Source organism: Nonomuraea salmonea (assembly GCF_042428605.1).
GTDB lineage: Bacteria > Actinomycetota > Actinomycetes > Streptosporangiales > Streptosporangiaceae > Nonomuraea > Nonomuraea salmonea.
Map to the genome: position 1 here is coordinate 499,029 of NZ_JBHMCF010000003.1, position 26,476 is coordinate 525,504.

At 71.5% G+C, this 26,476-nt stretch carries 22 protein-coding genes; 6 read left to right on the plus strand and 16 right to left on the minus strand.

Annotated elements, in window-relative coordinates; genetic code table 11:
• Positions 1-9: 9 nt before the first annotated feature.
• The 10 genes from ACFFR3_RS03490 to sbnA all read right to left on the minus strand — a co-directional run bounded on the left by ACFFR3_RS03490 (position 10) and on the right by sbnA (position 9,710).
• Positions 10-222, minus strand: coding sequence for an MbtH family protein (locus ACFFR3_RS03490; protein ID WP_364365569.1), 213 nt, complete (start codon positions 220-222; stop codon positions 10-12).
• A gap of 88 nt (positions 223-310) precedes the next feature.
• On the minus strand, positions 311-955 hold the full coding sequence (locus ACFFR3_RS03495; RefSeq protein WP_345396958.1) for a response regulator: 645 nt from the start codon (positions 953-955) through the stop codon (positions 311-313).
• Positions 940-2,217 carry a sensor histidine kinase gene (locus tag ACFFR3_RS03500; protein ID WP_364365566.1) on the minus strand — a complete coding sequence of 426 codons (1,278 nt, stop codon included), beginning with the start codon at positions 2,215-2,217 and terminating at the stop codon, positions 940-942. The genes ACFFR3_RS03495 and ACFFR3_RS03500 overlap by 16 nt, the downstream gene beginning before the upstream one ends.
• Before the next feature lie 115 nt (positions 2,218-2,332).
• The gene (locus ACFFR3_RS03505) at positions 2,333-3,163 is read right to left on the minus strand and encodes a hypothetical protein (protein ID WP_345396949.1); all 831 of its coding nucleotides are present in this window, start codon (positions 3,161-3,163) and stop codon (positions 2,333-2,335) included.
• A gap of 45 nt (positions 3,164-3,208) precedes the next feature.
• Positions 3,209-4,534, minus strand: coding sequence for a hypothetical protein (locus tag ACFFR3_RS03510; RefSeq protein WP_345396946.1), 1,326 nt, complete (start codon positions 4,532-4,534; stop codon positions 3,209-3,211).
• Complete coding sequence (locus ACFFR3_RS03515; protein WP_364365562.1) at positions 4,531-5,205, minus strand: hypothetical protein; 675 nt, start codon at positions 5,203-5,205, stop codon at positions 4,531-4,533. Before ACFFR3_RS03515 ends, ACFFR3_RS03510 begins: the two co-directional genes overlap by 4 nt.
• A gap of 86 nt (positions 5,206-5,291) precedes the next feature.
• Positions 5,292-6,515, minus strand: coding sequence for an FAD-dependent monooxygenase (locus ACFFR3_RS03520; RefSeq protein ID WP_364365559.1), 1,224 nt, complete (start codon positions 6,513-6,515; stop codon positions 5,292-5,294).
• The gene (locus tag ACFFR3_RS03525; protein ID WP_345396934.1) at positions 6,515-7,744 is read right to left on the minus strand and encodes an MFS transporter; all 1,230 of its coding nucleotides are present in this window, start codon (positions 7,742-7,744) and stop codon (positions 6,515-6,517) included. The genes ACFFR3_RS03520 and ACFFR3_RS03525 overlap by 1 nt, the downstream gene beginning before the upstream one ends.
• Positions 7,741-8,661, minus strand: a complete 921-nt coding sequence (locus ACFFR3_RS03530) for an ornithine carbamoyltransferase (protein WP_364365553.1) — start codon at positions 8,659-8,661, stop codon at positions 7,741-7,743. The genes ACFFR3_RS03525 and ACFFR3_RS03530 overlap by 4 nt, the downstream gene beginning before the upstream one ends.
• Positions 8,649-9,710 (minus strand): 2,3-diaminopropionate biosynthesis protein SbnA, encoded by a 1,062-nt coding sequence (gene sbnA / locus ACFFR3_RS03535; RefSeq protein ID WP_379482580.1) that lies wholly within the window; start codon positions 9,708-9,710, stop codon positions 8,649-8,651. The genes ACFFR3_RS03530 and sbnA overlap by 13 nt, the downstream gene beginning before the upstream one ends.
• A gap of 416 nt (positions 9,711-10,126) precedes the next feature.
• Here sbnA and ACFFR3_RS03540 point away from each other — a divergent pair, with 416 nt between their 5' ends.
• Both ACFFR3_RS03540 and ACFFR3_RS03545 read left to right on the plus strand, forming a co-directional pair.
• The gene (locus ACFFR3_RS03540) at positions 10,127-10,870 is read left to right on the plus strand and encodes an AfsR/SARP family transcriptional regulator (protein WP_345396928.1); all 744 of its coding nucleotides are present in this window, start codon (positions 10,127-10,129) and stop codon (positions 10,868-10,870) included.
• Positions 10,871-10,900: 30 nt separating this feature from the next.
• Positions 10,901-12,487 carry an MBL fold metallo-hydrolase gene (locus tag ACFFR3_RS03545; RefSeq protein ID WP_345396925.1) on the plus strand — a complete coding sequence of 529 codons (1,587 nt, stop codon included), beginning with the start codon at positions 10,901-10,903 and terminating at the stop codon, positions 12,485-12,487.
• 52 nt (positions 12,488-12,539) lie between these two features.
• Here the strand turns inward: ACFFR3_RS03545 and ACFFR3_RS03550 are convergent, their stop codons facing one another.
• A complete protein-coding gene (locus tag ACFFR3_RS03550; protein ID WP_345396922.1) occupies positions 12,540-14,699 on the minus strand; it encodes an MMPL family transporter in 2,160 nt (719 codons plus the stop codon).
• A gap of 112 nt (positions 14,700-14,811) precedes the next feature.
• Between ACFFR3_RS03550 and sbnB the strand changes: the two genes are divergently transcribed.
• Positions 14,812-15,837 carry a 2,3-diaminopropionate biosynthesis protein SbnB gene (sbnB, locus tag ACFFR3_RS03555; protein ID WP_379482581.1) on the plus strand — a complete coding sequence of 342 codons (1,026 nt, stop codon included), beginning with the start codon at positions 14,812-14,814 and terminating at the stop codon, positions 15,835-15,837.
• A gap of 115 nt (positions 15,838-15,952) precedes the next feature.
• Complete coding sequence (gene dnaE, locus ACFFR3_RS03560) at positions 15,953-19,507, plus strand: DNA polymerase III subunit alpha (RefSeq protein ID WP_379482582.1); 3,555 nt, start codon at positions 15,953-15,955, stop codon at positions 19,505-19,507.
• Between the two features lie 47 nt (positions 19,508-19,554).
• Here dnaE and ACFFR3_RS03565 read toward each other — a convergent pair whose 3' ends face one another.
• From ACFFR3_RS03565 to ACFFR3_RS03580, 4 genes are all read right to left on the minus strand, one after another.
• On the minus strand, positions 19,555-20,133 hold the full coding sequence (locus tag ACFFR3_RS03565; protein WP_345396916.1) for a hydrolase: 579 nt from the start codon (positions 20,131-20,133) through the stop codon (positions 19,555-19,557).
• Between the two features lie 5 nt (positions 20,134-20,138).
• Entirely contained in the window at positions 20,139-21,653 is a 1,515-nt protein-coding gene (locus ACFFR3_RS03570) for an MFS transporter (protein WP_379482583.1), read from the minus strand.
• Positions 21,650-22,090, minus strand: coding sequence for a MarR family winged helix-turn-helix transcriptional regulator (locus tag ACFFR3_RS03575; protein WP_345396904.1), 441 nt, complete (start codon positions 22,088-22,090; stop codon positions 21,650-21,652). The genes ACFFR3_RS03570 and ACFFR3_RS03575 overlap by 4 nt, the downstream gene beginning before the upstream one ends.
• A 291-nt stretch (positions 22,091-22,381) precedes the next feature.
• Entirely contained in the window at positions 22,382-22,939 is a 558-nt protein-coding gene (locus ACFFR3_RS03580; protein ID WP_345396901.1) for an NADPH-dependent FMN reductase, read from the minus strand.
• Positions 22,940-23,062: 123 nt separating this feature from the next.
• Here ACFFR3_RS03580 and ACFFR3_RS03585 point away from each other — a divergent pair, with 123 nt between their 5' ends.
• Entirely contained in the window at positions 23,063-24,004 is a 942-nt protein-coding gene (locus ACFFR3_RS03585) for an AraC family transcriptional regulator (protein WP_364365534.1), read from the plus strand.
• Here the strand turns inward: ACFFR3_RS03585 and ACFFR3_RS03590 are convergent.
• Positions 23,978-25,126, minus strand: coding sequence for a DUF418 domain-containing protein (locus ACFFR3_RS03590; protein WP_364365531.1), 1,149 nt, complete (start codon positions 25,124-25,126; stop codon positions 23,978-23,980). The two genes, ACFFR3_RS03585 and ACFFR3_RS03590, sit on opposite strands and share 27 nt — an antisense overlap.
• Before the next feature lie 138 nt (positions 25,127-25,264).
• Between ACFFR3_RS03590 and ACFFR3_RS03595 the strand changes: the two genes are divergently transcribed.
• Positions 25,265-26,407 carry a hypothetical protein gene (locus ACFFR3_RS03595; protein ID WP_379482584.1) on the plus strand — a complete coding sequence of 381 codons (1,143 nt, stop codon included), beginning with the start codon at positions 25,265-25,267 and terminating at the stop codon, positions 26,405-26,407.
• The last annotated feature ends 69 nt before the right edge of the window (positions 26,408-26,476 follow it).

Here is a 26,476-nt window from a genome sequence, read left to right on the forward strand (position 1 = left end):
CGACGTCGCTCATTTCACCTCGGCCTCGTCCATGCGGGTACGCAGGCTGAGCGGGCGCATGTCGGTCCATACGCGCTCGATGTGGGCCAGGCACTCCTCGCGGGGCCCCCGCGTGCCTTCCTGACGCCACCCGGCGGGCACCTCACGGTCGGCCCACCAGATCGAGTACTGCTCCTCGTCGTTGACGACGACGAGGTAGGTGTCGTTCTGCTCGCCGGACACCGGCTCACCTCTTCCGATCGTGACGGATGTCAGCCCAATGGCGTCACGATCGGGTACGACCCAATATCTGCCCTATACGCGGTGCGGCTCAGGCGTTGAGGTAGGCGAGCACGGCCAGCACCCGGCGGTTGTCGTCCTCCGACACCGGCAGGTCCAGCTTGGCGAAGATGCTGGTGGTGTATTTGCTGATGGCCTTCTCGCTGATGAACAGCCGCTGCGCGATCGCGCTGTTGGAGCGGCCCTCGGCCATCAGGGAGAGGATCTCGCGCTCGCGGGCGGTCAGCCGGGCGACGGGCGTGTCGGCGCCCCTGCCGCCGAGCAGCTTGGCGACCACCTCGGGGTCGAGCGCGGTGCCGCCGGCGGCGACCCTGCGGATGGCCTCGACGAACTGGTCCTCGTCGAACACCTGGTCCTTGAGCAGGTAGCCGACGCCGCCCGCCTGGTCGGCGAGCAGTTCGCGGGCGTAGAGCTGCTCGACGTACTGGGACAGGACGAGCACGGGCAGGCCAGGCACCCGCCGCCTGGCCTCGATGGCGGCGCGCAGCCCTTCGTCGGTGAAGGTCGGCGGCAGCCGCACGTCGACGATGGCGACGTCGGGCCGCAGCTCGGTCAGCGCCCTGAGCGTGCCGGGGCCGTTGTCGACGACCTCGACGACGTCGAAGCCGTGGGCCGTCAGCAACCGGGTCAGGCCGTCGCGTAACAGGAACTGATCCTCGGCTACGACAACACGCACGGAACCTCCAGCACCACGATCGTGGGACCACCCGGGGGGCTGCTCACGACCACGATGCCGTCGAACGCCGACAGCCGTCTCTCCACCCCGCGCAGCCCCGACCCCGCCGAGGCGTCGGCCCCGCCGATGCCGTCATCGGTGATCTCGGCGCGCAACACGCCGCGGTCGTACCGTATCCGAACGGCGACCCGGCTCGCCACGGCATGTTTGATCACGTTGGTGAGCGCCTCGGAGACCGCGAAGTAGACGGCCGACTCGACCGGCGCGGGGGCGCGGCCGGGCAGCTCGACGTCGGTCTCGGCGCGCAGCGGCAGGTCCATGGCGAGCGCGCGCACGGCGTCGGCGAGCCCGCGGTCGGCCAGCACCGGCGGGTGGATGCCGCGGACGAGGTCGCGCAGCTCGGTGAGCGCCTTGCCGGAGCTTTCGCGGGTCTCCATCAGCAGCGCCTCGGCGGCCTCCGGGTCCTCGCGGATGAGCCGCTGGATCGCGGTCAGGTTCATGCCCAGGGCGAGCAGCCTGACCTGGACGCCGTCGTGCAGGTCGCGCTCGATGCGGCGCAGGTCGGCGGCGTTGAAGTCGACGGCCTCGCTGCGCGACTCGGTCACCGCGGCCAGCCGCCGCTCCAGCTGCCCGCGGGTGGGGCCGAGCAGCGCGGCGGTCAGGCGGGCGTGCGCGTCGAGCGTCCAGGGGGCCGCCCAGAGCCCGGCTCCGAGCACGGCCAGGCCGAGCGGGACGGCGAGGAACGCGCTCGGCACGTCGGCCACGGTCAGCAGCAGGAAGTGCGCGGGCCCGGCGCCGACCTGCTGGTCGATCAGGGGGTAGGTGATGGGCAGCAGGACGCCGTACAGGCCGTAGAGGACGAGCAGCGGCGACAGGGCGGCCAGGGGTACGCCGAGCAGCACGTTCAGCGGCAGCCACGCCAGGTCGCGCCACGTCGCCCGGTCGGTGACGATCCAGCCGAACAGCCTGACCTGGCGCAGCGGCCAGAACTCACCTGTCATGCCGGGACGCGGCAGGTACGGGCTCTCCACCGCGGCCCCGAGCCGCTCGCCCGCGGACCTGCGGAAGAACCCGGCGAGCGCGCGTACGGCGATCATGACGAGCGGGACGAGCAGCAGCCCGAGCCCGCCCGCCAGGATGGCGGCGAACGCGCCCACGCACAGGCCGGCCAGGATGAGCCCCGACAGTCCTGCCAGCGCGCGGACCCCGGCCCGCCGCACCTCGATCCACCGGTGACGTAACGCCTCCCGCACGGCGCTCACCCCGTTCCCGTGTGTTCCCGTGTCGCACGACGGCCGTCGCCGCCCTGACACCAGTCTGCGCGGCGAGGCCGCCGCGCACAGGCCGGGCAGACCCCTTTTCCCGGTGGGTCCAGTCCTACCGCACGGTCTTCCCGGTGAAGAGCTGCGCCTGCGTCTCCGCCGGGTTTCCGCCCGGGTTGTCCTCCGGGTACGGCTGCGACAGGAAGGCCCGGTCGAGCTCTCTCGGGCTCCGCCTGAGCCACTTGCGGCTCTGCTCGCGCACGACGTGGCGGGGCAGCGGCGGGTTCCACTCCTTCTGGGACGGCTTCGCGATCGACTGCAGCCCCCAGCCGAGCCCCACCATGGGGTCGATGATCTGCCACTTCCACGCGTCGATGCCGAGGAACGTCTGCGCCCGCAGGATCGCGTGCCAGATGTGGTAGCCGGCCGGCGCGGGCTGGCCGTTCATGGAGTGCACGCCCTCGATGCGCGGGTCGTACAGGACGCCCTGGCCGAAGTCGGCGAACGCGCTCGCCAGCCGGTCGCGGCTGTGCGGGTGGTGCAGCGGGTAGAAGCGGTCGAAGACTTCGAGCTGGATGCGGGAGACGACGCGCAGCGGCTCCTTGATGGGCTTGACGAGGTTGACGTAGCCGGCCGGGTACGACGGGGACTGCATGTCCTCCATCCACGCCAGCACCATGGCCAGCTCGGCGTCACCACCGTCGAAGTACGCCTTCACCGCCGCCCAGGCGTCCTTGAACTCCTGGCTGGCCTCGTGCCAGGTGGCCTGGTCGAAGGCGTACCAGAACTCGTTGGCCACCCGGTCGCCCTTCATGCCGGGGACCGGAGGCAGCCGGTGCCCGGGGGTGGCCGCAGCCTGCCCGGCGGTCGCCGCGCCGACCACGGTGGCCGCCGCCGCGCCCGCCGACACGCCCAGCATGCGCCGCCTGTCCATCATGCCTGCCATGGAGTTTCCTTTCGGTATGTCGGCCCGACGGGCCGTCCTGATCGCTCAGTTGAGCGGGGAGAAGACGGAGCGGGCCCTGACCCGCTCGTCGATCGGCGGCATCGCGAGCGGCACGGGATGCGGGAACAGCCGGCCCTCCGCGTCGAAGATCCGATCGTGGTAGAACCCCGACAGGTACGGCGCCCCCACCGTGCCGCCGGACCCCATCACGTCCTTGGGGAGATAGCGGTGCGCGAGCCCGAGGTGCAGCCGCCGCCACCGGAACAACGCCTCGTCGAGCTCCCGCGCGGCGGCGAACACCGGCCGCGTCTCGTCCGTCTCCTCCAGCCGCTGCAGCAGCGACCTGAGCGGCTGGAAGTGGCGGTTGAGGTAGAGCAGCAGGAAGGCGTTCTCCTCGATGCCGCCGAGCGCCTCGACCTTGCGGGGGTGCACGCCGAGCAGGTGGATCTGCAGCGTCTGTGCGGAGGCCATCTGGATGGCGCTGGCGTTCTCGGTGTCCTTGCGGAAGCCGAGGAAGCTCTCCACCGACATCGTGCGCCGCAGCACCAGCATGATGTCGATCTGCAGCAGGGCCAGCTCCGTCGCGAGCGCCAGGCAGCGCACCGCGGCGCCGTAGCCGCCGGACTCCAGCCAGGCGTTGGCGGCGACCGTACGCGCGAGGATGCCCGACGTGGCCGCCTCCGTGAGGTGGATGACGCGCAGGAAGACGTTCTCCTCGTGCTTGCTGCTCTGCGGCAGGTTGATGAGGTATTCGAGGATCCGCGCCCGGCCCGCCTCGCCCAGGTAGTCCTCCCAGCGCGGCGGCGGCGCGGGCCCGGGGTCGAGCAGCGCGGGCCACGGACGCATGGCCGCGCGCAGCGCCTCCAGCCGGCTCAGCCGCTCCTCCGACTCGCGTGGCGTGGGCAGGTCGAGCTGGCCCCACGTCTCCTCGCCGCGCACCGTGCGGCGCTCGTAGCCGAGCCAGGAGTCCACCAGGTACTTCAGCGCCTGGCGGCAGTGCCGCTCCACCACCGCGTCGCTGGCGTGCCTGCGGGTGCCGAGCGCGTGGTTGAGCAGTCTGACGTTGCTGTACGGCTGGTAGCGGGTGCCTCTGGGGCCCTCGGGCCCGCCGGGCTCGACGCCTTCGCCCGTCCGCGCGGCCAGCTTCCACTCGCTCTGCAGGGCCAGCTCGGCCAGCCTGAGCACGCGCAGCTCCCGGCGGTCCAGCGTGGCCGGCGAGCCGGTCAGCAGGGCGTGCAGGTCGACGTACAGGTCGGCCATCCGTCCGCGCAGCGCGGGGTCCAGGTGGCGGCGTCCCGCGACGCGGGCGGCCGTGACGTATTCGGCCACGTCGAAGTCGAGGACGGTCTTGACGATCGTGGAAGTCTTCACGAAGCCTCCGGAGCAGGAGAAGCGGGATGGGTGTCGCCGAGGTCGTGGAAGGCCTCGATGCGCTGCTCGCATTCGAGCGACACCAGCCGGGCCCCCTCGCGCAGCAGCCGCGCGGCCGTCCCCCCTGCGGGCGGCGGCCCCGCGGGGGCGCCGTTCGCGGGCGGGGCGGGCAGCGGTTTCGGGGTGGGCAGCTCGCCGCGGCCCAGCGCGCCGTTCAGCTGCGTCGCGGTCGCGGCGGCCCGCTCGATGACGTCCCGGCCGAACCCGGCCGTCTCGGTCGCCCCCACCGCGAGCACCTCGGCCACCTCCATCCAGTACGCCTCCGAGGCGGCGCCGTCCGGGCGGGCGGTGCGCCAGGTCGTCTCGGCGAGCCTGGCCAGCTCGGCCAGCTCGGGCACCAGGTGCGGCTGGTAGAAGGTGACCAGCCGCCCGACGCATCCGGCCGCGAGGAACATCTCGACCAGCTCGGCCGGCTCCCCTTTCGCCCCCACCGACACGAACACCGCCCCGATGTACGCCTCCTGCCACCGGGCGCAGTGCCCGGCCAGCGCGCGGGCGCCTGGGTCGGCCCGCACCAGGAAGCGCCGCTGGTGCGCGGCCGGCGGCTGCCCAGGCTCACCGTCACCGTTTCGTGCCGGCTGCGCTGACTGCGCTGGCTGCGGCTCTTCCACGTCTCCCGCCCTCCGACGGCCGATCCGTCAATCTCGCAGGAACGATAGGAAGGACCCCCATACCTGCCCTATACGCCCGGATCTCGTCAGGCTCCGGTCAGCGCGGCCTCGACGTCGTAGCTCTGGATCCAGCCGACGTCCTCGACCATCGAGCCGAGCCCGTCGCCGCGCGGCGCGGCGGGCCTGGGCAGCGGGGTCGAGCAGGGCACCCTGGCCGGCTCCGGCGCGTGCAGCCGCAGGGAGCCGCCGCCGCGCGAGCCGAGCTGCACCCGGGTGGTGTGCGGGCGGCGTACCTGCTCGTAGCGGCGCAGGGCCGCCTCGGGCCAGCCGGGGCCGCGCGGCTCCTGGCCGAGGCAGAGCGCGAGCGCGGCGGCGTCCTCGATGGCCTGGTTGGCGCCCTGGCCGTGGTGCGGCAGCATCGGATGGGCGGCGTCGCCGAGCAGCGTCGTACGCGCCGTGCTCCACCGCTCCAGGGGCGCCCTGTCGCGCAGCACCCACCGGCCCACCGCGTCGATCGCGCTCACGATGCGCCGCACGTCGGGCTCCCAGCCGGTCAGTGCCCGGGCCACGGCCCGCGCGTCGCCGTACGCGCTCCACGACTCGGCCTCGCCGTCGCCGTCCTCGGGCACGATCGAGACGAACGTGAGCAGCCGCCCGCCGGCCACGGGATAGCCGAGCAGCCGCGAGGACGGCCCGAGCCAGACGAACATGGTGTCGCGGGCCAGCCCGGGCAGCGCGTCGAACGGCACGACCCCGCGATAGGCGACGGAGCCCGACGAGACGGGCGTCTCGGGCCCGGCGACGGCGCGCCTGACCACCGAGTGCACGCCGTCCGCGCCGATGAGCACGTCCGCCTCGGCGGCCGGCCCCCGCTCGAAGCTCAGCCGCACGCCGTCCGCGTCCTCGGCGAAGCCGGTGCAGCGCCGCCCGAGGTGCAGGTGCCGCTCGGGGACCAGCCCCGCGAGCAGCCCGAGCAGGTCGGAGCGCTGGACGGTGTAGTAAGGGGCCCCGTGCTCGTCCGCCCACGCCGCCCCCATCGGCTGCCTGGCGAAGACCCGGCCGTCGTCGAAGCCGCGCACCTCCAGCGCGGCGGGCCGCACCGCGACCGCGTCCAGCCCGGCGGCCAGGCCGAGCCTGTGCAGGATGCGGCTGCCGTTGGAGCCCAGGTGCAGGCCCACGCCCGCCTCCCGCAGCGTGGTCGCCTGCTCGTAGACGTCCACGTCGAAGCCCTGCCGCAGGAGGGTCGCGGCGGCGGTGAGCCCGCCGATCCCGGCCCCCAGGACGGCTATGCGTGGTGTTCTTACCGACATCACTTTCCCCTTCTGTTCTGTGCGCGAGCCGTGGGCTCACCGCGTAGCGCAGGGCTCAGCGCGGCCACCGCTGCGAGCAGCGCCATGACCGCGCTCATGCCGAGCACGGTGCGCGTGGTCCCCGCCGCGTCCAGGAGCAGGCCGGCCGCCAGCGAGCCGGCGGCGGCCGGGCCCATCCCGACCAGCAGGGCGACGCTGGTCACCCGCCCGAGCAGCGCGTCGGGGGTGACCTGGACCAGCCGGACGTGAGCGGAGACGTTGATCGCGCCGCCCGCGTACCCGATGAGCGTGTAGAGCAGCGCGAGCACGGGCGGCGACGTGCTGACGGCGAGCGCGGCGATCACCAGGGACCACAGCGCGAAGGCGCCGATCACCAGCGGGCGCAGGCCCGCCCTGCGCGCCCACCAGCTCCCGGTGAGCGCGCCCGCCATGCCGCCGAGCCCGCTCAGCGCGGTGATCACGCCGACGAGCGCGACCGAGCCGTGCCCGCGCACCACGATCTCCATCAGCGCCAGCGTGACGGCCTGGAAGACGACGTTGGACGCCGACAGCAGCAGCACCAGCGTGCGCAGGAACGGCCGGGCGAACAGCCACGCGGCGCCGGCCCGCACCGCGCGCAGCGGCGGCTCGGCCGCCGGGCCGCGGCTCTCCTGAAGGTCCCTTCTGATCGTGAGCAGCAGCAGGAGCGAGGCCAGATGGGCGGCGGCGGCGACTAGGAACGGCAGCGTGCGCCCGGCCGCGAGCAGCACACTGCCGACGGGCTGGCCGAGCAGCGCGGCGCCGCGTGACCTGGCCTCGTTCCTGCCGAGCGCGACGGGCAGCTCGCCCGCGCTGACCACGTGACGCACCGCCGCCTGCTCGGCCAGCGCGTGGACGACGCAGAGCGCGCCGTGCAGGAAACCCGCCACGGCGAGGTGCGCCGTCCAGTACGCGCCCGCCAGCAGCGCCCCGCCGACCGAGCCGGTCACGAGCACGCAGCCCACGTCGCACCAGAGCATCAGCCGGCGCCGGTCGAGCCGGTCGACCAGCACCCCTGCGGGCAGCTGGACGACCAGGTTGGGCAGCAGCACGGCGGCCATCACCAGCCCGGCCACGCCGGGCGAGCCCGAGTGCCAGAGCGCCAGCAGCGGATACGTGATGGCGCCCACCCGCACCGCCAGGTGGTTCAGGCCCGCCCCGGCCCACAGCTTCAGGAAGTCGGGGTTGCGCACGCCGCCGCGGGCGCTCACCCCGCCCGACACCACTCCAGCACCGCCATCGCGCTGTGCAGCTTGCCCGCGGCCTGCTCGAAGGCGATGGAGGCGGGGCCGTCGAGCACCTCGGCGGTGACCTCCTCGCCGCGGTGCGCCGGCAGGTCGTGCATGAAGACCGCCTCCGGGTTGCCCTCCCACAGGCGTTCCGTCACCTGGAACGGCTGGAAGATCCGCCGCCAGTCGGGGTCGGGCTTGCTGGTCCCCGTCGTCTGCCAGCGCGTGGTGTAGACGACGTCGAAGCCCTTGGCGGTGCCCTCGTCCATGTCGTGCCGCTCGGTCACCGACGAGCCGGTGCGCCGCGCCCGCTCCGCCGCGCGGCCGAGCAGCTCCTCGGGCAGGCCGTAGCCGGGCGGGGTGCGGAACTCCAGCTCGACGTCAGAGAAGCGGGCCAGCGCGAGCGCCAGGGCGGTGGCGGTGTTGTTGCCCTCACCGACGTACAGCACGCGCAGGCCGTCCACGGCGCCGAAGCGGCGCTGCAACGTGACCAGGTCGGCCAGCGCCTGCGTGGGGTGCTCGTCGGAGCTCATCGCGTTGATCACCGACATGCGGTCCTGGTCGGCCCAGCCGCGCATCTCGGCCGGGTCGTCCGCCGTGCGCGCCACCAGGGCGTCCAGCATCAGGGCGAACACCTTGCCGGTGTCCTGCGTGGTCTCGCCGGTGTTGGTCTGCAGGTCGTCCGGCCCGTACGCGATGAGGTGCGCGCCGAGGCGCATGGCGCCGCTGGAGAACGCGGTCCTGGTCCTGGTGGAGGTGCGGCGGAAGTACACGCCGACCACCTGGCCCGCCAGCGGCCGGGCGGCGCCGTTGCGGCCGGTCGCGAAGCCGACGCCGCGCTCGACGATGTGCCGCAGCTGGTCGTCGGTGAGGTCGTCGATCGAGATCAGATGCCGCATGCGGCCTCCCCTCCTCCGGGGGCGACCGCGTCGTCCGCGCCGGGGGCCGCCCTGTCTGGGCTCTTCCACAGGTGGGCCACCTCGCCGAAGTGCTCGGTGACCCATGCGTCCGAATAGACGGTGTCCAGGTAGCGGTCGCCGCCGTCCGGGAAGATCAGCACGCAGTTGGCCCCGCGCGGCAGGTGCGGGCCGCGCTTCTCCAGCGCCGCGACCGTCGCCCCCGACGAGCCGCCGGCCAGGATCGCCTCCCGCAGGATCAGCCGCCGGCAGCCGACCACGCATTCGAGGTCGGAGACGTGCACGACCTCGTCGGCGAGCCGCCGGTCCAGCAGCGCGGGCGCGACGGATGCGCCGTGGCCCGAGATCAGCCGGGGCTCAGGCTCGCCGTCGAAGATGGCGCTGCCGACCGCGTCCACGCCGACGACGGTGGTGCCCAGCGCGTTGCCGCGGGCGTACTCGGCGCAGCCGCGCAGCGTGCCGAAGGTGCTGACCGAGCAGAACAGGTAGTCGACCCGCCCGTCCAGCGCGTCGGCGATCTCCCGCATGGTCGTCGCGTGGGCCTGCGGGTTGAGCGGGTTGGCGTACTGGTTGGGCCAGAAGGCGTGCTGCTCGGCGGCCATGATCTCGCGCACCCTGCGCAGCCGCGTGGGCAGGTACTCGCCGGTCTCGCGGTCGCGCTCGGTGACCACCTCGACGCACGCCTCGTACGCCTTGAGTATCTCGATGTTCTGCCGGGTCGTCTTCGGGTCGACCACGCACACGAAACGCAGGCCGAAATAGCGGCAGATCTGCGCCAGCCCGATGCCGAGATTTCCCGAACTGGATTCGACGACCACCGACCGGCCCGGCACGATTTCTCCGCTGTATATCTTCCCGACGACCATGTTGAGTGCGGTGCGGTCCTTGATGCTGCCGCCCGGATTGAACCGTTCGAGTTTGGCGAACAGGTTCACACCCGTGTCCGCGGACAATCGGTCCAGTCTGATCAGCGGCGTGTTCCCGATGGTTCCGAGTATTCCGTTCACCCCGCGGCTCTGCTCTCTCAGCACAATTCCATCGTGCCGGGGCGAGCTATACGCGGCTTATATATCCCGCGCCATCCCCGCGCCGAGCTGCGGTGACGCGTCGCCGGCGGATTCGGAAAGAATCGGATGTGATAAATGGCAGCGACATTATGTGACACGCCGCTATATGGCGTCTATATTTGCGGCGACCCTGGACAGGCCAGAGCCGCACACCTAGTCTCGGAAGCCATGGGCGGCGAACGGGGGCGACTGCCGGTGCCCGGGCGTCGCGCCGGTCAAAACAACCCGCGATCGCGGTCGTGCAGACCGTAACAGAGTCCGCGCGCAAGACCGGCGGCCGCCCGTACATCCACCCACGACAAGGGGGATCCATGTTCACGAATCGACGTGGGTTGCATGACATGGAAAATTCGCGACTGGAGTTCAGGGTTCTCGGTCCCGTGACCGCGTGGCAGGGGGATCGCGAGATCGCGCTGCAGGGGTCGAAGCAGCGCACGATGTTCGCGGCCCTGCTGTTCCAGCGGGGCCAGGTGGTGTCGGATCTGCGGCTCGGTGAGCTGCTGTGGGGTGACCGGCCGCCGGCCACCGCCAGCGCCCAGATCCATACCTACGCGTCGCGGCTGCGCAAGCAACTCGCGCCCGCCGTGACGATCCGGCGGCACCACCCCGGCTATCTGCTGCAGGTTTGTCACGGTCACCTCGATCTGGAGCTGTTCGAGTCCAGGGTCAGGTTCGGGCACAGCGCGCTGCGCCTGGGCGGCTACGAGGAGAGCGTCAACTGGTTCCGCTCGGCGTTACGCCTGTGGCATGGCCCTGCGCTGTCGAACGTCACGGAACACCTCATCCAGATCGAACGCCCGCGCCTCGAAGAGGCCCGCCTGACTGCGCTGTCTTCGCTCATCGACGCGGAGCTGGCGCTCGGCCGGCACGCCCGGCTGATCCCCGAACTCGTCGACCTGGTCATCCAGCACCCCCTGCAGGAACGCTTCCGCGCCCAGCTCATGATGGCCCTCGACCAGGAGGGCTGCCGCGAGGAGGCGCTGTCGGTCTATCAGGAGGGCCGGCGGCTGCTCGCCGAGGAGCTCGGCGTGGACCCGAGCCCCACCCTGCGCTCGGTCTACCAGGCGCTGCTGTCCGGGGAGAGCCCGAAGGTCGCCGTCCCCACCGGCGCGGAAGCCTCCTAACGGATCATCACACGTCACCCAGGAGCCGACATGGATCACGAATTACGCTATCTGCACGCCAACGCCATCATCGAACCGCTGGTGGACCGCTTCTACGCCTGGATGCACACGTTCACGCCGGTCCAGGCGTCGATGAACCTGGCCTTCCTCCAGGTGCCGCTGCTGGAGTCGTACCTGGAGTCGCCTCCCGCGCACGTCGCCGCCTGCGCCAACCCTGAGCTGCGCGGCGGCTACTTCGTCAACGTGCCGGAGAGCCGGGCGGACGAGGTGAAGGCGCTGGTCGCGGCGATCAGGTCGGAGCGCGCGGCGATGCTGGACTTCGCCGAGTCGATCGCGCAGGCCGAGCAGCTGCTGGAGGAGAACGCCACCGGCTTCGACCTCACCCCGCTCTACGCCAAGCTGCCGCCCGCCCTGTCGGGCCTGGTCGAGCTGGTCTACGACACCTACAACCAGCCGTCGCTGCGCTTCCTCGAGCCGCTGATCTACCACAGCCCGGCCTTCATCGAGGCGCGCCAGTCGGTGCAGCTGTCGCTGGAGACCGGGATCGAGCGGCCGTTCATCCTCAGCACGCCGCGCCTGCCGAACCCCGGCGTGGTGGACCTGCCGCTGCCCTTCCGGCACCGGGGCATCGACGCGCTGTTCGACGCCCGGCTGCGGCCCACCACGCTGGCCGCGCTGCGCGAGGCGCTGGAGATCTCCGACGACGAGACCGCCGCGGGCCTCGCCCGGCTGCTCGCGCCCGAGCCTCCCGGACGGCCGGAGCGGCACATCGAGTCGGGCGGGCGGGTCCGCTACTTCGGCCACGCCTGCCTGGTGCTGCAGTCGCCCGAGGCGGCGATCATCACCGACCCGTTCATCAGCGGCGACTCCACGGCGTCCGGCCGCTACACCTACGACGACCTGCCCGACCACATCGACCTCGCGCTGATCACGCACGGCCACCAGGACCACATCGTGCTGGAGTCGCTGCTGCAGCTGCGCGGCCGCATCGGCACGGTCGTGGTGCCGCGCTCCTCCGGCGGCAACCTGTCCGACCCGTCGCTCGCGCTCTACCTGCGGCAGCTCGGCATGGACGTCACCGAGGTCGACACCTTCGACGAGGTGGCCTTCCCCGGCGGCGAGGTGGTGGCCGCGCCGTTCCTCGGTGAGCACGCCAGCCTCGACATCCGCGCCAAGTCCACCTACTGGATCCGCCTGGCCGGCCGGTCCGTCTTCGTCGGGGCCGACTCCTCCGGCGTGGACCCGGCGCTCTACCGGCACGTCCGCTCCCACCTGGGGACGGCCGACATGGCCTTCCTCGGCATGGAGTGCGACGGCGCGCCGCTGACCTGGCTCTACCAGGCGCTGCTGACCCGGCCGGTGCCCAAGCGGATGAGCGACTCGCGCAAGCTCTCCGGCTCCGACGCCGCGCAGGCGGCCGACATCGTGACCGAGCTGGGCACCCGCGAGGCGTACATCTACGCCATGGGCGAGGAGAGCTGGCTGGGGCACGTCATGGCGACCAGCTACAACGAGAGCTCGTACCAGCTGCAGCAGATCGACGAGTTCCTGAGCTGGGCGAAGGCGCACGGCGTCACCGCCGAGCACCTGCTCGACCAGCGCGAATGGCGCTGGTGACCGGTGTGGTCCGCCGGCCGTCCGGCCGGCGGACCCCGCGTGTGCGGCCACCTCAGTCCCCTGTCCGCGCCGACTGACCGACCTCGATGAGCGGGCGCGGCGCGGGCTCCGCCTCCCGCAGCCCGAACCGGGCGTGCAGGCGGCGCAGCGGCGCCGGCGCCCACCAGTTGGCCCGGCCCATCAGCGTCATCACCGACGGCACCAGCAGGCACCTGACGAGGGTGGCGTCCACCAGCACGGCCACGAACAGCCCGATGCCGATCTGCTCGATGTCGCCCATCCTGGCCATGCCGAACGTGCCGAACACCACCAGCATCAGCAGCGCGGCCGAGGTGATGATCCGCCCGGTGTCGCGCACGCCGGCCCGGACCGCCGCGCGGGTGCCGAGACCCTCGTCCACGTGCTCCCTGATCCGGCCCAGCAGGAACACCTCGTAGTCGATCGAGAGACCGAACGCGAAGGCGAAGATGACCGCGAGAGCGAACGGATCCAGCCCTCCGACGGTCAGCGTGTCCAGCGCCCCGGACAGCCAGCCGTCCTGGAAGACCAGCACGAGCACCCCGAACGTGGCGCCTAGCGAGACCACCGCCATGGCGACCGCGGTCAGCGGCACCAGGATCGACCCGCTGAGCAGGAAGAGCAGCACCAGCATCGCGGCGGCGGTGACGCTCAGCGCCACCGGCATGCCGTCGCGCAGCAGCGCGTTGACGTCCACCAGCTCGGCGGCCTGGCCGGCGACCCAGATGCGGAAGTCGCCTGGCCGGTCCGCGCGGACCCGCTCGACCAGCTCGCGGGCCGGCGGCCCCTGGGTGTCGCCGCGCACGGCCAGCGCCACGGACGACAGTCCGGGGCCGTCGGGCCGCGCGGTCTCCACGCGGACGACCGCCGGATCGCCCTTCCAGCGCTCCGCCCACTGCTGCAGCCGCTCCGGCTCGGTCCGCGCCAGCACGAGCACGGCCGGCCGGTCGGTACGCCCGTATTTGGCCGCCAGCACGTTCGACACCTGCACCGACTCCAGGTCGGGCGGCAGGATCTTGGTGCCCGACAGGGCGAGCTTGGCGCTCAGCATCGGCGCCCCGAGCGCCACCAGCACGACCACGATGCCCACCGCGACCAGCACGGGGAAGCGCTGCACCCGGCTGATCAGCCGCTCGAAGAACCCGCCGACGCGGTCCTCGCCGCGCAGCGCCCGCCGCGAGGGGTGGATGCGCCCGCCGAACAGCCGCATCAGCGCGGCCACCATGGTCAGCGCGGTCAGCATGGCGACCAGCGAGACGGCGGCGCCGCCCGCGGCGACCGCGCGCAGGCCGACGGCGTTGAACGCCATGAGCCCGGTCAGCGCCGCCGCGACCGTCAGCGCGCTGAACATCACCGTGCGCCCGGCCGTGGCCCAGGTCCGCTCGACCGCCTTGGCGCGCTCCTCCAGGCTGATCCGCGTGCCCCCGGCCGCCGCGGCCCGCCGGTACGGGCGTACCAGCTCCTCGCGGTACCGGCCGACGAGCAGGAGGCCGTAGTCGATGCACAGGCCGAGCCCGAGCAGGGTGACCACGGTGGTGACGTTGCCGTCCAGCGGAATCACCTGCGAGATGGCCAGCAGCACCGCGAAGGCCGCGCCGACGCTGACGATGGTGGTGATCAGCGGCAGCCCGGCCGCGACCACCCCGCCGAAGACGATCACCAGGGCCACGAACGTCAGCGGCAGCGCCTTGAACTCGGCGTCCCGCATGTCGGTCTGCGCGGCCATCTTGGTCTGGTACCGCAGCCAGGCGTCACCGCCGATGCGCACCCGTGCTCCCGGCAGGCCGTCGCCGGCGCTCCTGAGGGCGTCGGCGACGCGTAGGGCGGTCGCCTCCTCCCCCGTTTTGGAGATCCCGGCGGCCAGCATGACGCCGCTGCCGTCGGAGGCGGTGCGCGGCTCGTCCACGCCGGTGACGCCCTCCAGGCCGCGGACGGCCTCGGCCGTACGGGCCAGCGCGGCCCTGGTCGCCTCCGCCTGCGGGTCCACACCCTCGACCAGCAGCACGACCTGCGAGCCGCCCTCGCCCAGCAGCTGCCTGGCCTGCAACGACTCGGGGACGTTCTGCTGCTGCACCGCGGACATCCCGCCGACGACCGACCCGGCCGCGGCGAAGCCCGCCACCATCAACAGGAGGGAGGCGATGACCACCTTCCAGCGGTGCTGGAAGCAGAACTTCCCTATCGATCTCGTCATGCACCCACGATGCCCGCGCCCGGCAGGGCCGTCAGTGGAGCGATGCCCTGACTTCCGGTGGGCCTAGACCTATTTCCCTCTCATGTCCCTCTCAAGAACAGGAGCCCCGCACATGGATGCGTCACCGTCCTTCGCCGTCATCCCGGGAGCGCAGGTGCACCGCGCGCTGTCGGGCGACGAGACCGTGGTGATCGACGTGGTGCGCCGCGCGTACGAGCTGCACGGCGCCGGCGCCACCGTCAACCCCGACTCCTTCTTCCTGCGCTTCCCCGACCGGCCCTCCTCGCGCATCATCGGCCTGCCCGCGTCGGTGGCGGGCGACGTCGGCGTGCACGGCATCAAGTGGATCTCCAGCTTCCCCGGCAACGTCGCCGCCGGGCTGCCCAGGGCGTCGGCGGTGCTGGTGCTCAACGACGCGGAGACCGGGTATCCGTTCGCCTGCCTGGAGAGCTCGATCATCAGCGCTTCGCGTACGGCGGCGTCGGCGGCCCTGGCGGCGGCCGAGCTGAGCGCGGCGCGGGGGCGGCTCCCTGCCCGGGTGGGGTTCGTGGGCACGGGGCTGATCGCCCGGTACATCCACACCTATCTGGTGGCGGGCGGGTTCTCCTTCGACGAGGTGGGCGTGCACGATCTGGTGGCGGGGCACGCGCGGGGGTTCTGCGACTATCTGGAGCGCGCCGGGGCCGGCAAGGTCCGGGTCTGCGACACGGCCGAGGAGCTGATCCGCTCGTACGACCTGGTCGTCTTCGCCACCGTCGCCGGCGAGCCGCACGTCACCGACCCCGCCTGGCTGGCGCACGACCCGCTGGTGCTGCACGTCTCGCTGCGCGACCTGTCGCCGGAGATCATCCTGTCGGCGTGGAACGTCGTGGACGACGTCGAGCACTGCATGAAGGCCGGCACCTCGCCGCACCTCGCCGAGCAGCTGACCGGGCACCGGGACTTCGTGGCGGGCACGCTGTACGACGTGCTCACCGGCGCGCTGCGGCCGCCCGCCGACCGGCCGGTGATCTTCTCGCCGTTCGGTCTGGGCGTGCTGGACCTGGCCGTCGCCAAGCACGTCTACGACACCGTCCGCGACGCGCGGGAGCTGGCCACCGTCCCCGATTTCTTCCACGAGCTGACGCGCTACGGCTGACCTCAGTCGTTCGGCTCACGGCCGTCGCCGGAGACCCCTCCGGCGCTCCGAGTGAGGGCTGGGACGGAATAGGCTCATGCGGTAAGTCTGGCCGGGGCGAAGGTTAGGGGACCGGGTGAGCAAGTCCTTCGTGCACCTGCACGTACACACCGAATACAGCATGCTCGACGGCGCGGCGAAGCTGAAGCCGCTGTTCAAGGAGGCCGAGCGGCTGGAGATGCCGGCGATCGCGATGAGCGACCACGGCAACATGTTCGGCGCGTACGAGTTCCAGAAGGTCGCCTCGGGCTCCCCGGTCAAGCCGATCATCGGCATCGAGGCGTACGTCGCGCCGGAGAACCGGTTCGTCAAGAAGCCGGTCTTCTGGGGGCAGCGGGCCGAGACCGGCGTGGCCGACGGCGAGGGCGGGAAAGACGTCTCGGGCGGCGGCCGGTTCACGCACATGACGATGTGGGCCAAGGACGCCGACGGGTTGCGCAATCTGTTCCGGTTGTCGTCGCTGGCGAGCTTCGAGGGCTACTACTCCAAGCCCCGCATGGACAAAGACCTCATCTCGCAGTACGCCTCGGGCATCGTCGCCACCACCGGCTGTCCGTCGGGCGCGGTGCAGACCCGCATCCGCCTCGGCCAATACGACGAGGCCGTGCGGGTGGCCGGCGAGTACCAGGAGATCTTCGGCAAGGAGAACTACTTCCTTGAGCTGATGGACCACGGCATCGACATCGAGCGCGAGGTGCGCCAGGACCTGCTGCGGCTGGCCAAGCAGCTCGACATCCCGTTGCTGGTCACCAACGACTCCCACTACGTCACCGAGGACCAGGCCGACGCGCACGACAGCCTCCTGTGCGTCGGCGTGGGCAAGAACAAGGACGACCCCAACCGCTTCCGCTTCAACGGCTCCGGCTACTACCTCAAGCCGGCCGAGGAGATGTACCGCCTGTTCCCCGAGCTGCCCGAGGCGTGCGACAACACGCTGCTGGTCGCGGAGATGATCGGCGACTACGGCGACGTGTTCGCCCACGTCGACCGCATGCCCGACTACCCCGACGTGCCCGAGGGCGAGACGCAGGAGTCGTGGCTGCGCAAGGAGGTCGAGCGCGGCCTGGAGGAGCGCTACGGCACGCCCGTCCCCGCCGAGGTGACGGAGCGCTACGAGACGGAGATGAAGGTCATCGGCCCGATGGGCTTCTCCTCCTACTTCCTCGTGGTGGCCGACATCTGCCGCTACGCGCGCGAGAACGGCATCCCGGTCGGCCCCGGCCGAGGCAGCGCCACCGGCTCGATCGTGGCCTACGCCACCCGCATCACCGAGCTCGACCCGCTGGAGCACGGCCTGCTGTTCGAGCGGTTCCTCAACCCCGAGCGCATCAACCCGCCCGACATCGACCTCGACTTCGACGACCGCCAGCGCGACCGCATGGTGGCCTACGTCACCCAGAAGTACGGCAGCGAGTACACCGCTCAGGTCAACACGTTCGGCACGATCAAGGCGAAGGCCGCCGTGAAGGACGCCAGCCGCATCCTCGGCTACCCCTTCGCCATGGGCGACAAGATCACCAAGGCGATGCCGCCGGACGTCATGGGCAAGGGCGTGCCGCTGGCCGACCTGTTCAACGACGAGCACCCCCGCTACGTCGAGGGCACCGAAATCCGCGCCCTCTACGACTCCGACCCCGACGTCCGCAAGGTGATCGACACCGGGCGCGGCATCGAGGGCCTGATCCGCGGCACCGGCGTGCACGCGGCGGCGGTCATCCTGTCCTCCACGCCGCTGCTCGACCTGATCCCCATGCACATGCGTGACAAGGACGGCGTCGTCATCACCGGGTTCGACTACCCGTCGTGTGAGGACATGGGCCTGGTCAAGATGGACTTCCTGGGTCTGCGGAACCTGGGCATCATCGACCACGCCATCAAGATCATCAAGCAGAACCGCGGCATCGAGCTCGACACGCTCACCATCCCGCTCGACGACGCCACCACCTACCAGCTCATGGCCAGGGGTGACACGCTGGGCGTGTTCCAGCTCGACGGCGGGCCCATGCGCTCGCTGCTCAAGCTCATGGAGCCGACCCGGTTCGAGGACATCGCGGCAGTCCTCGCCCTCTACCGGCCGGGCCCGATGGCGGCCAACGCCCACACCAACTACGCCCACCGCAAGAACGGCCGCCAGGACATCGAGCCGATCCACCCCGAGCTGAAAGAGGCGCTCGAGCCGATCCTCGGCCCCACCTTCCACCTGCTCGTCTACCAGGAGCAGATCATGGCGGTGGCCCGTGAGCTGGCCGGCTACTCGCTCGGCGGCGCCGACCTGCTGCGCCGCGCCATGGGTAAGAAGAAGCCCGAGATCCTGGCCAAGGAGTTCGAGAACTTCCAGGCCGGCATGCGCGGCAACGGCTACTCCGACGCGGCCATCCAGGCGCTCTGGGACGTCATGCTGCCGTTCTCCGGCTACGCCTTCAACAAGTCCCACACCGCCGGCTACGGCCTCGTCGCCTACTGGACGGCCTACCTCAAGGCCAACTACCCCGCCGAGTACATGGCCGCCCTGCTCACCTCCGTCGGCGACGACAAGGACAAGGCGGCCGTCTACCTCGCCGAGTGCCGCAAGATGGGCATCCAGGTGCTCCCGCCCGACGTCAACGACTCCCAGCTCGACTTCGTCGCCGTCGGTGACACGCAGGTCCGCTTCGGCATGGGCGCCGTACGCAACGTCGGCGAGAACGTCGTGGACGGCATCGTCAAGGCCCGCACCGAGAAGGGCCGCTTCACCGACTTCAACGACTTCCTCGCCAAGGTGCCGCTGACCGCCTGCAACAAGAGGGTCATCGAGTCGCTGATCAAGGCGGGCGGATACGACTCGCTCGACCACCCGCGCAAGGGCCTGCTGATGATCCACGAGCAGGCCGTCGAGTCCGTCATCGACATCAAGAAGAACGAGGCCCACGGCCAGGACTCCCTGTTCGGCGGCCTGGCCGACGACGGCGACGACGAGGTGTTCTCCATCGCGGTGCCCGAGGGCGAGTGGGACAAGAAGACCAAGCTCGACTTCGAACGCGAGATGCTCGGCCTCTACGTCTCCGACCATCCGCTGGCCGGCACCGAGCGCCTGCTCGCGCGCAACCGCGACACCACCATCGCCGACCTGCTCGACAGCGGCCGCGAGGACCGCGGCGACGTCCAGGTCGCGGGGCTCGTCACCAAGGTCGACCGGCGGGTCAACAAGGCCGGCAACACCTGGGCGATCATCACCGTCGAGGACATGGACGCCGCCGTCGAGTGCCTGTTCTTCCCGCGTAACTACGAGCTGTACGGGCCCGAGCTGCGGCCCGACATCGTGGTGTCCGTACGCGGCCAGATCAACAACCGCGACGGCGCGATCAGCATCTTCGCCCAGGACATGACGCTCATCGACGTCTCCGGCGTCAACAGCGAGAACGGCGCCCCGATCACCTTGCAGCTGCGCGAGGAACGCATCACGCCGAGCCTCCTCGACGAGCTCCGCCAGGTCCTGAAGACCCACCAGGGCCAGGTGCCGCTCCAGATCAACCTGCGCCGGCCGGCGGGCAAGACGATGGTGATGGCCCTGCCGGAGTGGCCGGTCAACGCCGCACCCAGCTTCGCCGCCGACATCAAGGCCCTCCTGGGCCCTGAGGCCATCTCCCTGTAGCGGGTTCTCGCCGCCGCCGCCCTCACGAAGGGCGGCGGCCCGGCTCTTCAGCCGGTCTTCGCCAGGAGGGCGAGGATGTCGGCCGTGGTGCCCGTCTCGCCCAGGCGGGGGAAGACGCGCTCCACGCTGTTGCGGTGGGCGTCGGCGTTCAGGTCGGTCATCGCGTCCACGGCCAGCGTGACGTGGTAGCCGTGCTCGTACGCCGCCCGCGCCGTCGACTCCACGCCGATGCTCGTGGCCACGCCCGTGAGCACGATCTGCGTCACGCCCCGGCGGCGGAGCTGCAGGTCGAGGTCGGTGCCGTAGAAGGCGCCCCAGTTCCGCTTGGTCACCACCACGTCATCAGGGCGGGTCAGCTCGGGGGCCAGCTCGTCCCAGCCCTCCGGTCGCGGGCCGGTGGCGCCGCCCGCCTCCGTACGGCCCGGGGCGGCGTCGGAGCCGTCGGCCGCGACGGACACGCGTACCAGGACGACCGGCAGCTTGTTCGCACGGAACGCCTCGGCCAGCTCGACCGTGCGCGCCAGCACGTCGGCCCCGCTGTACGGGGTGCCGGGCAGCGCGAGGACGCCCTGCTGCAGATCGATGACGACCAGCGCGGTACGCGGGTCGAGGGTGGTGACGGCCATGATGGTTACCTTTCCGCGGTGCCGACGCGGCGCAACGACCGGTCGGCGAGGGTGAGTGCGAGCAGCAGGACGGCGACCACCGCGAGCAGCACGCTCAGGCCGTGCAGCCCTGCGGTCGTGGCGCCGTCGCGAAAGAAGGTGGCGTTGGCGGCGGCGGCCAGCAGCGCGCCGATGTACATGAAGGTGCGCAGCAGCCCGGCGGACGAGCCCATGCGGTCGGGGTCGGCCTGGGCGTACAGCGCGTTCTGGTTGCCGAGGCCGATCAGGCCCTGGGAGATGCCGAGGACGCCGCCGATGAGCACGAGCAGCCAGACCGGGCTCGTGGCGTGCAGGCTCAGCATGGAGACGCAGCCCACCACCTGGACGGCGGCACCGATCACGAGCTTGCCGCGCACCCTCGCGTTCCTGCTGGCGATGGCGGTGGCGATGATCGCGGTCACCGACAGGGGCAGCAGGAGCAGGCCCGCCTGCGACGGGCTCAGCTCGCGGCTCTCCTCCAGCCACTGGCTGAAGCCGTAGAGGAAGGCGTAGCTGGTGGTGAAGGCCAGCACCTGGCGTCCGTACGTGGCCAGCAGCGCGGCGTTGCCCCGCAGCACCCGCAGGTCGATGAACGGCTCCGGGCGTCGCAGCTCCCACCAGGCGAACGCGGCGCCCAGCACGGCTCCGACCCCGACCAGGTAGAGGTGGCCGACGCCCGGCTCCATCAGGAACAGCATGAACGCGGTGAGCATGCCGGCGAACGTCAGCATCCCCGGCAGGTCCACGCCCCCGCCCGCCTGGGTGCGTACGGTGGAGCGGCGGGGCAGCCGCAGCGCGCCCAGGACCAGGCAGGCGAGGGCCAGCGGCACGTTGACGGCGAAGATGAGGTGCCAGCCGCCCAGCCCGATCAGCAGCCCGCCGAACGTCGGCCCGACGACCGCGATGACCTGGTTGGAGATGGACAGCAGCGCCAGCACGCCGCCGGGGTTGCGCATCCCGGTGCGCTCGGCCTCGCTGCGCAGCAGGAACATCGAGGCCGGGTACGCGGCACACGTGCCGAAGCCGAGCAGCACCCGGGAGACGATCAGCAGGCCGAGGTCGGGCGCGAACAACGCCATCGCCCCCGCGATGCCGACCAGCGCCGTGCCCAGCAGGTAGAGCAGGCGCGGGCCGTACATGTCCACCAGCCGCCCGATCACCGGCTGCCCGACGGCGGTGGCCAGGTAGAGCCCGGACACCAGCCACGCCGTCTCCGACGGCGGCGCCCCGAACGCCGCGCCGATCGGGATCAGCGCGACCGCGAGCATCGAGGAGTTGATCGGATTCAGGATCGACCCGAGGATCATCGGCGCGATGAGCCGCCGATCAAACCCCTGAGCATGGTCTTCGTCATCCCCGCCCGGCACCCCCGGCGACCGACGCCACGGCAGCACCCACCCGGCACCGCCGCCCGGCGACCTGCGCCACCGCACCCACCCGGCGCCCCCGCCCGGCGGCTCCTGGGGTCGGCGGCGGCGTAGCCAGTCGGTGGGGCGGGTCACGAGTGTGCGACCTCGTCCAGGAGGGCCATGGCTGTGATCACCGCGCGGATCTGCTCCTCGCTGCCCCGCTCGCGCAGGGTCGCGGCGAGCCAGGCCTGGCGGGCCTCGCGGTCGCCCTGGCGGCGGGCCGCGCCCTGCTCGGTCAGCGTGATGACCTGGCGGCGGCCGTCCTCGGGGTCGGGGTTGCGTTCGACCAGCCCGGCCTGCTCCAGCGAGACGACGACCTTGGCCATCGACTGCGGCCTGACGCGTTCCGCGGCGGCGAGTTCGCTGGCGGAGGCGGGGCCGTGCTTGCTGAGCCGGGTGAGCACGGACGCCTGCGCCGGGGACAGCCCGCCCTCCGACGGCAGGGACTCCAGCCTGCGGCGCAGCCGGCCCAGCACCACCCAGGTCTCGGTCGCGGCCCGCGTCGCCAGAAGTGCTTCGTCCTCATCCATCACCTTTTCACCCTAAAAAGGACAGCCTGAACTGTGCAACCCAGGGTGAACAGTTCAGGCTGTGCGATGCGTCTCAACCACAAAGACGGCCGCCGCTGAGGTGCGGGAGGTGACGTGTCGTGTGCCCGCCGGGCGAGACGTTGTCCCGCAGCTAGACCGCGCCCGGCCCGGCGGGGGCCACGGTGATCCTGTGGGCGGGCGCGGTCGCCCCGGCTCGTGAGGGCGCGGTCCCGTGCTCAGGATCGTGCTCTCGTAGAGGGGGCAACTGTCCGGAGAAATACCTCTTTTGGGTCATCCTCTCAGCGGCTGCAGCGCGGCTCCCCACTCCAGCAGCTGGTCGAGCATGGTGTTCAGCCGTTCCTCGTGCGCGGCGGCGGGCCTGAAGTCGGAGAAGTTCTCGAAGTCGGTGGCGACCGAGAGCGCGACGTGCATCTGCACGGTCGCCACCCGCACCGTGGACAGGATGTCCCGCAGGTGGCCGACGGACCGCACCCCACCGTCCACCCCATAGCTGACGAACCCGGCCGCCTTGTTCGCCCACTCCTCGTACAGGAAGTCGATCGCGTCCTTCAGCGCGCCGGGGATCGAGTGGTTGTACTCGGGCGTCACGAACACGAACGCGTCCAGCGGCGCCACGGCCGCCGCCCAGCTCTTGGTGTGGTCGTGGTGGTAGACCCCGGCGGCCGCGGGGGTCGGCTCGTCCAGGTGACGCAGGTCGTAGTCCTGCAGATCGAGCACCTGGTAGTCGGCGTCGCCGCGCTTGGCCGCCAGCTCGTGCACCCAGCGCGCCACCGCCTCGCCGTTGCGTCCGGGACGGGTGCTGCCCAAAATGATGCCCACCTTCGGCATGTCAACGATCCTTCCGAAACACGGTTTTCAGTCCGCTGACCACCGTAGGCACTGGGCCTGAGATGGTGAATGCGCTGGTGTCCACGTTTTATACGTCAGCGTCTACGCCCTTAGACTGCATGCATGGATCTCCTGAGCGACGTCGTCGCCCTCATGCGGACCGGCCGCCCGATCTCGGCCCGCATCTCCTGGCGCGCCCCCTGGAGCCACGCGTTCCCTTCGGCCCCCGGCTCGGCCAGCTTCCACATCGTGCTGCGCGGTTCCTGCTGGTTCGTCCCGAGCACGGGCGAGCCCGTCCCGCTCAGCGTCGGCGACGTGCTGTTCCTGCCGCACGGCGACGCGTACGGGCTGGCCGACGACCCGGACGAGCCCCTGCCGCCGCCCGTCGGCTGCAGCCATGACGATCCCGAGCTGTTCGCCTCGGCGGGCGTGGGCGGCTCGGGCGCCGAGACCGTCACCTTGACCTGCGGCTACCGGCTGCATCCCCGCGTGTCGCACCCCATCCTGCGTTCGCTGCCGCCCGTGATCCACCTGCCCGCGACCCTCGGCTGCCACCCCGAGCTGCGCGCGGCCGTCGAGCTGCTGGCCGGCGAGATCGACAACCCGCGCCCAGGCGCCGACACGATCGTGACCTCCCTGCTCGACGCCGTGCAGCTCTACGTCCTGCGCGCCTGGTTCAGCTCCGACGAGCTCTGCACGTGCGGAGGCTGGGCCGCCGCGCTCTCCGACCCGGCCATCGGGCCCGCGCTCGACGCCATGCACCGCGCCCCCGACCGCCGCTGGACCGTCGAGTCGCTCGGCGCCCAGGCGGGCCTGTCGCGGGCCGGCTTCGCCCGCCGCTTCACCGAGCTGGTGGGGACGCCGCCGCTGGCGTACCTGACGTCGTGGCGGCTCGCGACGGCGGCGCGGCTGCTGCTCGAGTCGGACGCGCCGGTCTCCGAGGTGGCCGAGCGGGTCGGTTACGGCTCGGAGTTCGCGTTCGGCAACGCCTTCAAGCGCGAGTACGGCGTCGCGCCAGGCAGGTTCCGCCGCCAGGCGCTAGCTCCAGGTGGTGACGCGGCGTAGGACGTACTCGACGGGGCCGTAGTGGTGGGTGCGCAGCCAGCGGGCGCTCGCCCAGAGCAGCACCGAGTACATCACCAGGGCGATGCCCATCACGGCGATCGGCGGCAGCGTGCCCGCGAGCGACAGGCCGTACCCGGTGAAGATCAGGCAGGCCAGCAGCGACTGGCCGACGTAGTTCGAGGCCGCCACGCGTCCGGCCGGCGCCAGCGCGCGGCCGACGGCGGGGAAGCGCCGCACGGTCCTGAGCAGGGTGGCGACGTACGCGGCGGCCAGCAGGATCGAGGTGAGGAAGTTCGTGGTGGTGCCCACCAGCTCCAGCGGGCCCGGCTCGTTCGCCGTCCAGGCGAGCAGCACGCCGCCAGGCAGGCCCACGCCGAAGCCCACGGCCTGGACGCGTGGCAGCAGGTGCCACCAGCGGTCGGTCTCCTCCAGCAGCCGCGCCTTGCCCGCCGCCAGGCCGAACAGGAACATCGCCATCGCCACCGGTCCCTGGAACGCCCAGATGAGCGCGACCAGCGCCGGATAGGTTTCGAGCTGCAGGGTCAGGAAGTCGAGCGGGCCGCCGGTGGCCAGCGCGAGCGCGCGCTCGGCCACCCCGGGGTCGGCCGCGGACGGCTCGCCGGCCGCGGGATCGACGGTGGACAGCGCCGCCAGCGCACCCATCAGCAGGGTGGGCACGCCTATGACGACCGATCCGATGATCACGGCCGTCCGCGGCTTGATGCCGCGCAGGGCCAGCAGGATCAGGCCGAGTACGGCGTACAGGGTGAGGATGTCGCCCACCCACAGCAGGATCCCGTGCAGCACGCCGATCACCAGCAGTGCTAGGCACCTGCGCACGGTCCGCGCCGTCACGCTCGCGCCCGCCCGCTCGGCCGCGCGCATCTGGAGCGTGAACGAGTACCCGAACAGGAACGAGAAGATGATGTAGAACTTCGTCAGCACCAGCGCGGTGATGGCCGAGGCCACCGGACCGTCGGGGATCGGCATGGTGCCTGACTGGGCGTAGCCGGGATCGGAGAAGTAGCCGATGTTGGCGACCAGGATGCCCGCGAGGGCGAACCCGCGTACGACGTCCACCTCATGGACTCGGCGGGTGGTCGGGGTGCTCACGTCCGTCATACCTGGCGACGCTAGATTTCGGCGTTCGCCCCTGGCATCCGACCTTGGTCGCCTGCCGCGCCGACCAAAGCATGCCGTGGCATCACAATTGGTGGGGTCTTTGGGGCAGAAGGTGAGGGGCTGCCCCACAATGGGGGGATGGCATACCCTCCGCAGCCGCAGCCCCCACAGCCTGGCCCGTGGGGCGGCGCGCCAGGCCAGGGCGCGCCGCAAGGGTACGGCCCCCCACAGCCCTACGGCCCACCCCACCCGAACCAGCCGGGCCAGCCGGGCCAGCCGGAGTACGGCCAGTCGCCCTACGGCCCCCCGCAGGGCCAGGGTCAGGGCCGGCCACCGCAGGACGGCCCCCAGCCGGGCCATGGCCGGCCCCAGCCTGATCACGGCCAGCCCGGCTACGGCCAGCAGGGCTACGGGCAGCAGGGCTACGGCCAGCAGCAGGGTTATGGGCAGCCCGGCCCGGGTGCCACGCAGCCCGGTCACAACCAGGGCGCCTACACCCAGCCCGCCTACCAGCAGCAGGGCTACGGCCAGCCGCCCTACGGCCAGGGCGGGCCTCCCTACGGCCCTCCAGCCGGTTCGAGCAGCGGCAAGGGCGTCCTCATCGCCGTCCTGAGCCTGGTCAGCCTCATCGTGCTGGCTCTGGCCGGCATCGGCACCTACCTCTACCTGAACCGCGACAACCCCGCCGACAAGGTGGCTCTGCCCACGACCTCGTCCACCCCGAAGCCCTCGAAGACCGAGGAGAAGACGCCCGGCCCGTCCCCGTCCCCCACCACGACCTCGTCCAAGAGGCAGGTCCAGCCCGGCTCCCCCATCACCGACGACGAGTTCGACGACTGGAACTTCGCGATGGGCACGGTCAAGTTCAGGGCGAACAAGGTCGCCGGCTGGACCTACGACACGTGCACCCCGGTGGACGGCAAGGGCGGCGTCCTGCGCAAGAACAAGTGCGAGCGCGCGGTCCAGCTCGCGTACTCGGCCTACAGCGGCCACCTCAAGGCGGTCCAGCTGATCATGGAGTTCCCCAGCGACCAGGCCGCGAAGACCACCGCCGACCGCCTGTCGAAGCTCTCGTCGGACGCGGTCACGTGGCGCCAGGACAAGGCGCACTCCGACTACGTGTACGGCAAGATCCTCTCGGGCGCGTCCAGGAAGTACGTGGTGGTGACCATCGTCACCGCCGACAAGACGGCCGGGGAGAAGGCGCCGGGCTTCCACGCGTACCTGCAGACCGACCACACGTCCTACTTCAGGATCCGTGACGCCACGATCACGAGCTGACGACTCCGCCCCGTCGTCATAGATCCACTTTCGCGCCGATAACGTCGGCTTCATGTTCGACCACCTCCC

What these genes read in the sequence shown, in the direction of transcription:
- ACFFR3_RS03595 (WP_379482584.1), top strand. Translation starts at nt 25,265, where the DNA reads ATGGCATACCCTCCGCAGCCGCAGCCCCCACAGCCTGGCCCGTGGGGC.
- ACFFR3_RS03545 (WP_345396925.1), top strand. Translation starts at nt 10,901, where the DNA reads ATGGATCACGAATTACGCTATCTGCACGCCAACGCCATCATCGAACCG.
- sbnB (WP_379482581.1), top strand. Translation starts at nt 14,812, where the DNA reads ATGGATGCGTCACCGTCCTTCGCCGTCATCCCGGGAGCGCAGGTGCAC.
- ACFFR3_RS03550 (WP_345396922.1), bottom strand. Translation starts at nt 14,699, where the DNA reads ATGACGAGATCGATAGGGAAGTTCTGCTTCCAGCACCGCTGGAAGGTG.
- ACFFR3_RS03575 (WP_345396904.1), bottom strand. Translation starts at nt 22,090, where the DNA reads ATGGATGAGGACGAAGCACTTCTGGCGACGCGGGCCGCGACCGAGACC.
- ACFFR3_RS03590 (WP_364365531.1), bottom strand. Translation starts at nt 25,126, where the DNA reads ATGACGGACGTGAGCACCCCGACCACCCGCCGAGTCCATGAGGTGGAC.
- ACFFR3_RS03565 (WP_345396916.1), bottom strand. Translation starts at nt 20,133, where the DNA reads ATGGCCGTCACCACCCTCGACCCGCGTACCGCGCTGGTCGTCATCGAT.
- ACFFR3_RS03585 (WP_364365534.1), top strand. Translation starts at nt 23,063, where the DNA reads ATGGATCTCCTGAGCGACGTCGTCGCCCTCATGCGGACCGGCCGCCCG.
- ACFFR3_RS03505 (WP_345396949.1), bottom strand. Translation starts at nt 3,163, where the DNA reads ATGGCAGGCATGATGGACAGGCGGCGCATGCTGGGCGTGTCGGCGGGC.
- ACFFR3_RS03530 (WP_364365553.1), bottom strand. Translation starts at nt 8,661, where the DNA reads ATGCGGCATCTGATCTCGATCGACGACCTCACCGACGACCAGCTGCGG.
- ACFFR3_RS03580 (WP_345396901.1), bottom strand. Translation starts at nt 22,939, where the DNA reads ATGCCGAAGGTGGGCATCATTTTGGGCAGCACCCGTCCCGGACGCAAC.
- ACFFR3_RS03520 (WP_364365559.1), bottom strand. Translation starts at nt 6,515, where the DNA reads ATGTCGGTAAGAACACCACGCATAGCCGTCCTGGGGGCCGGGATCGGC.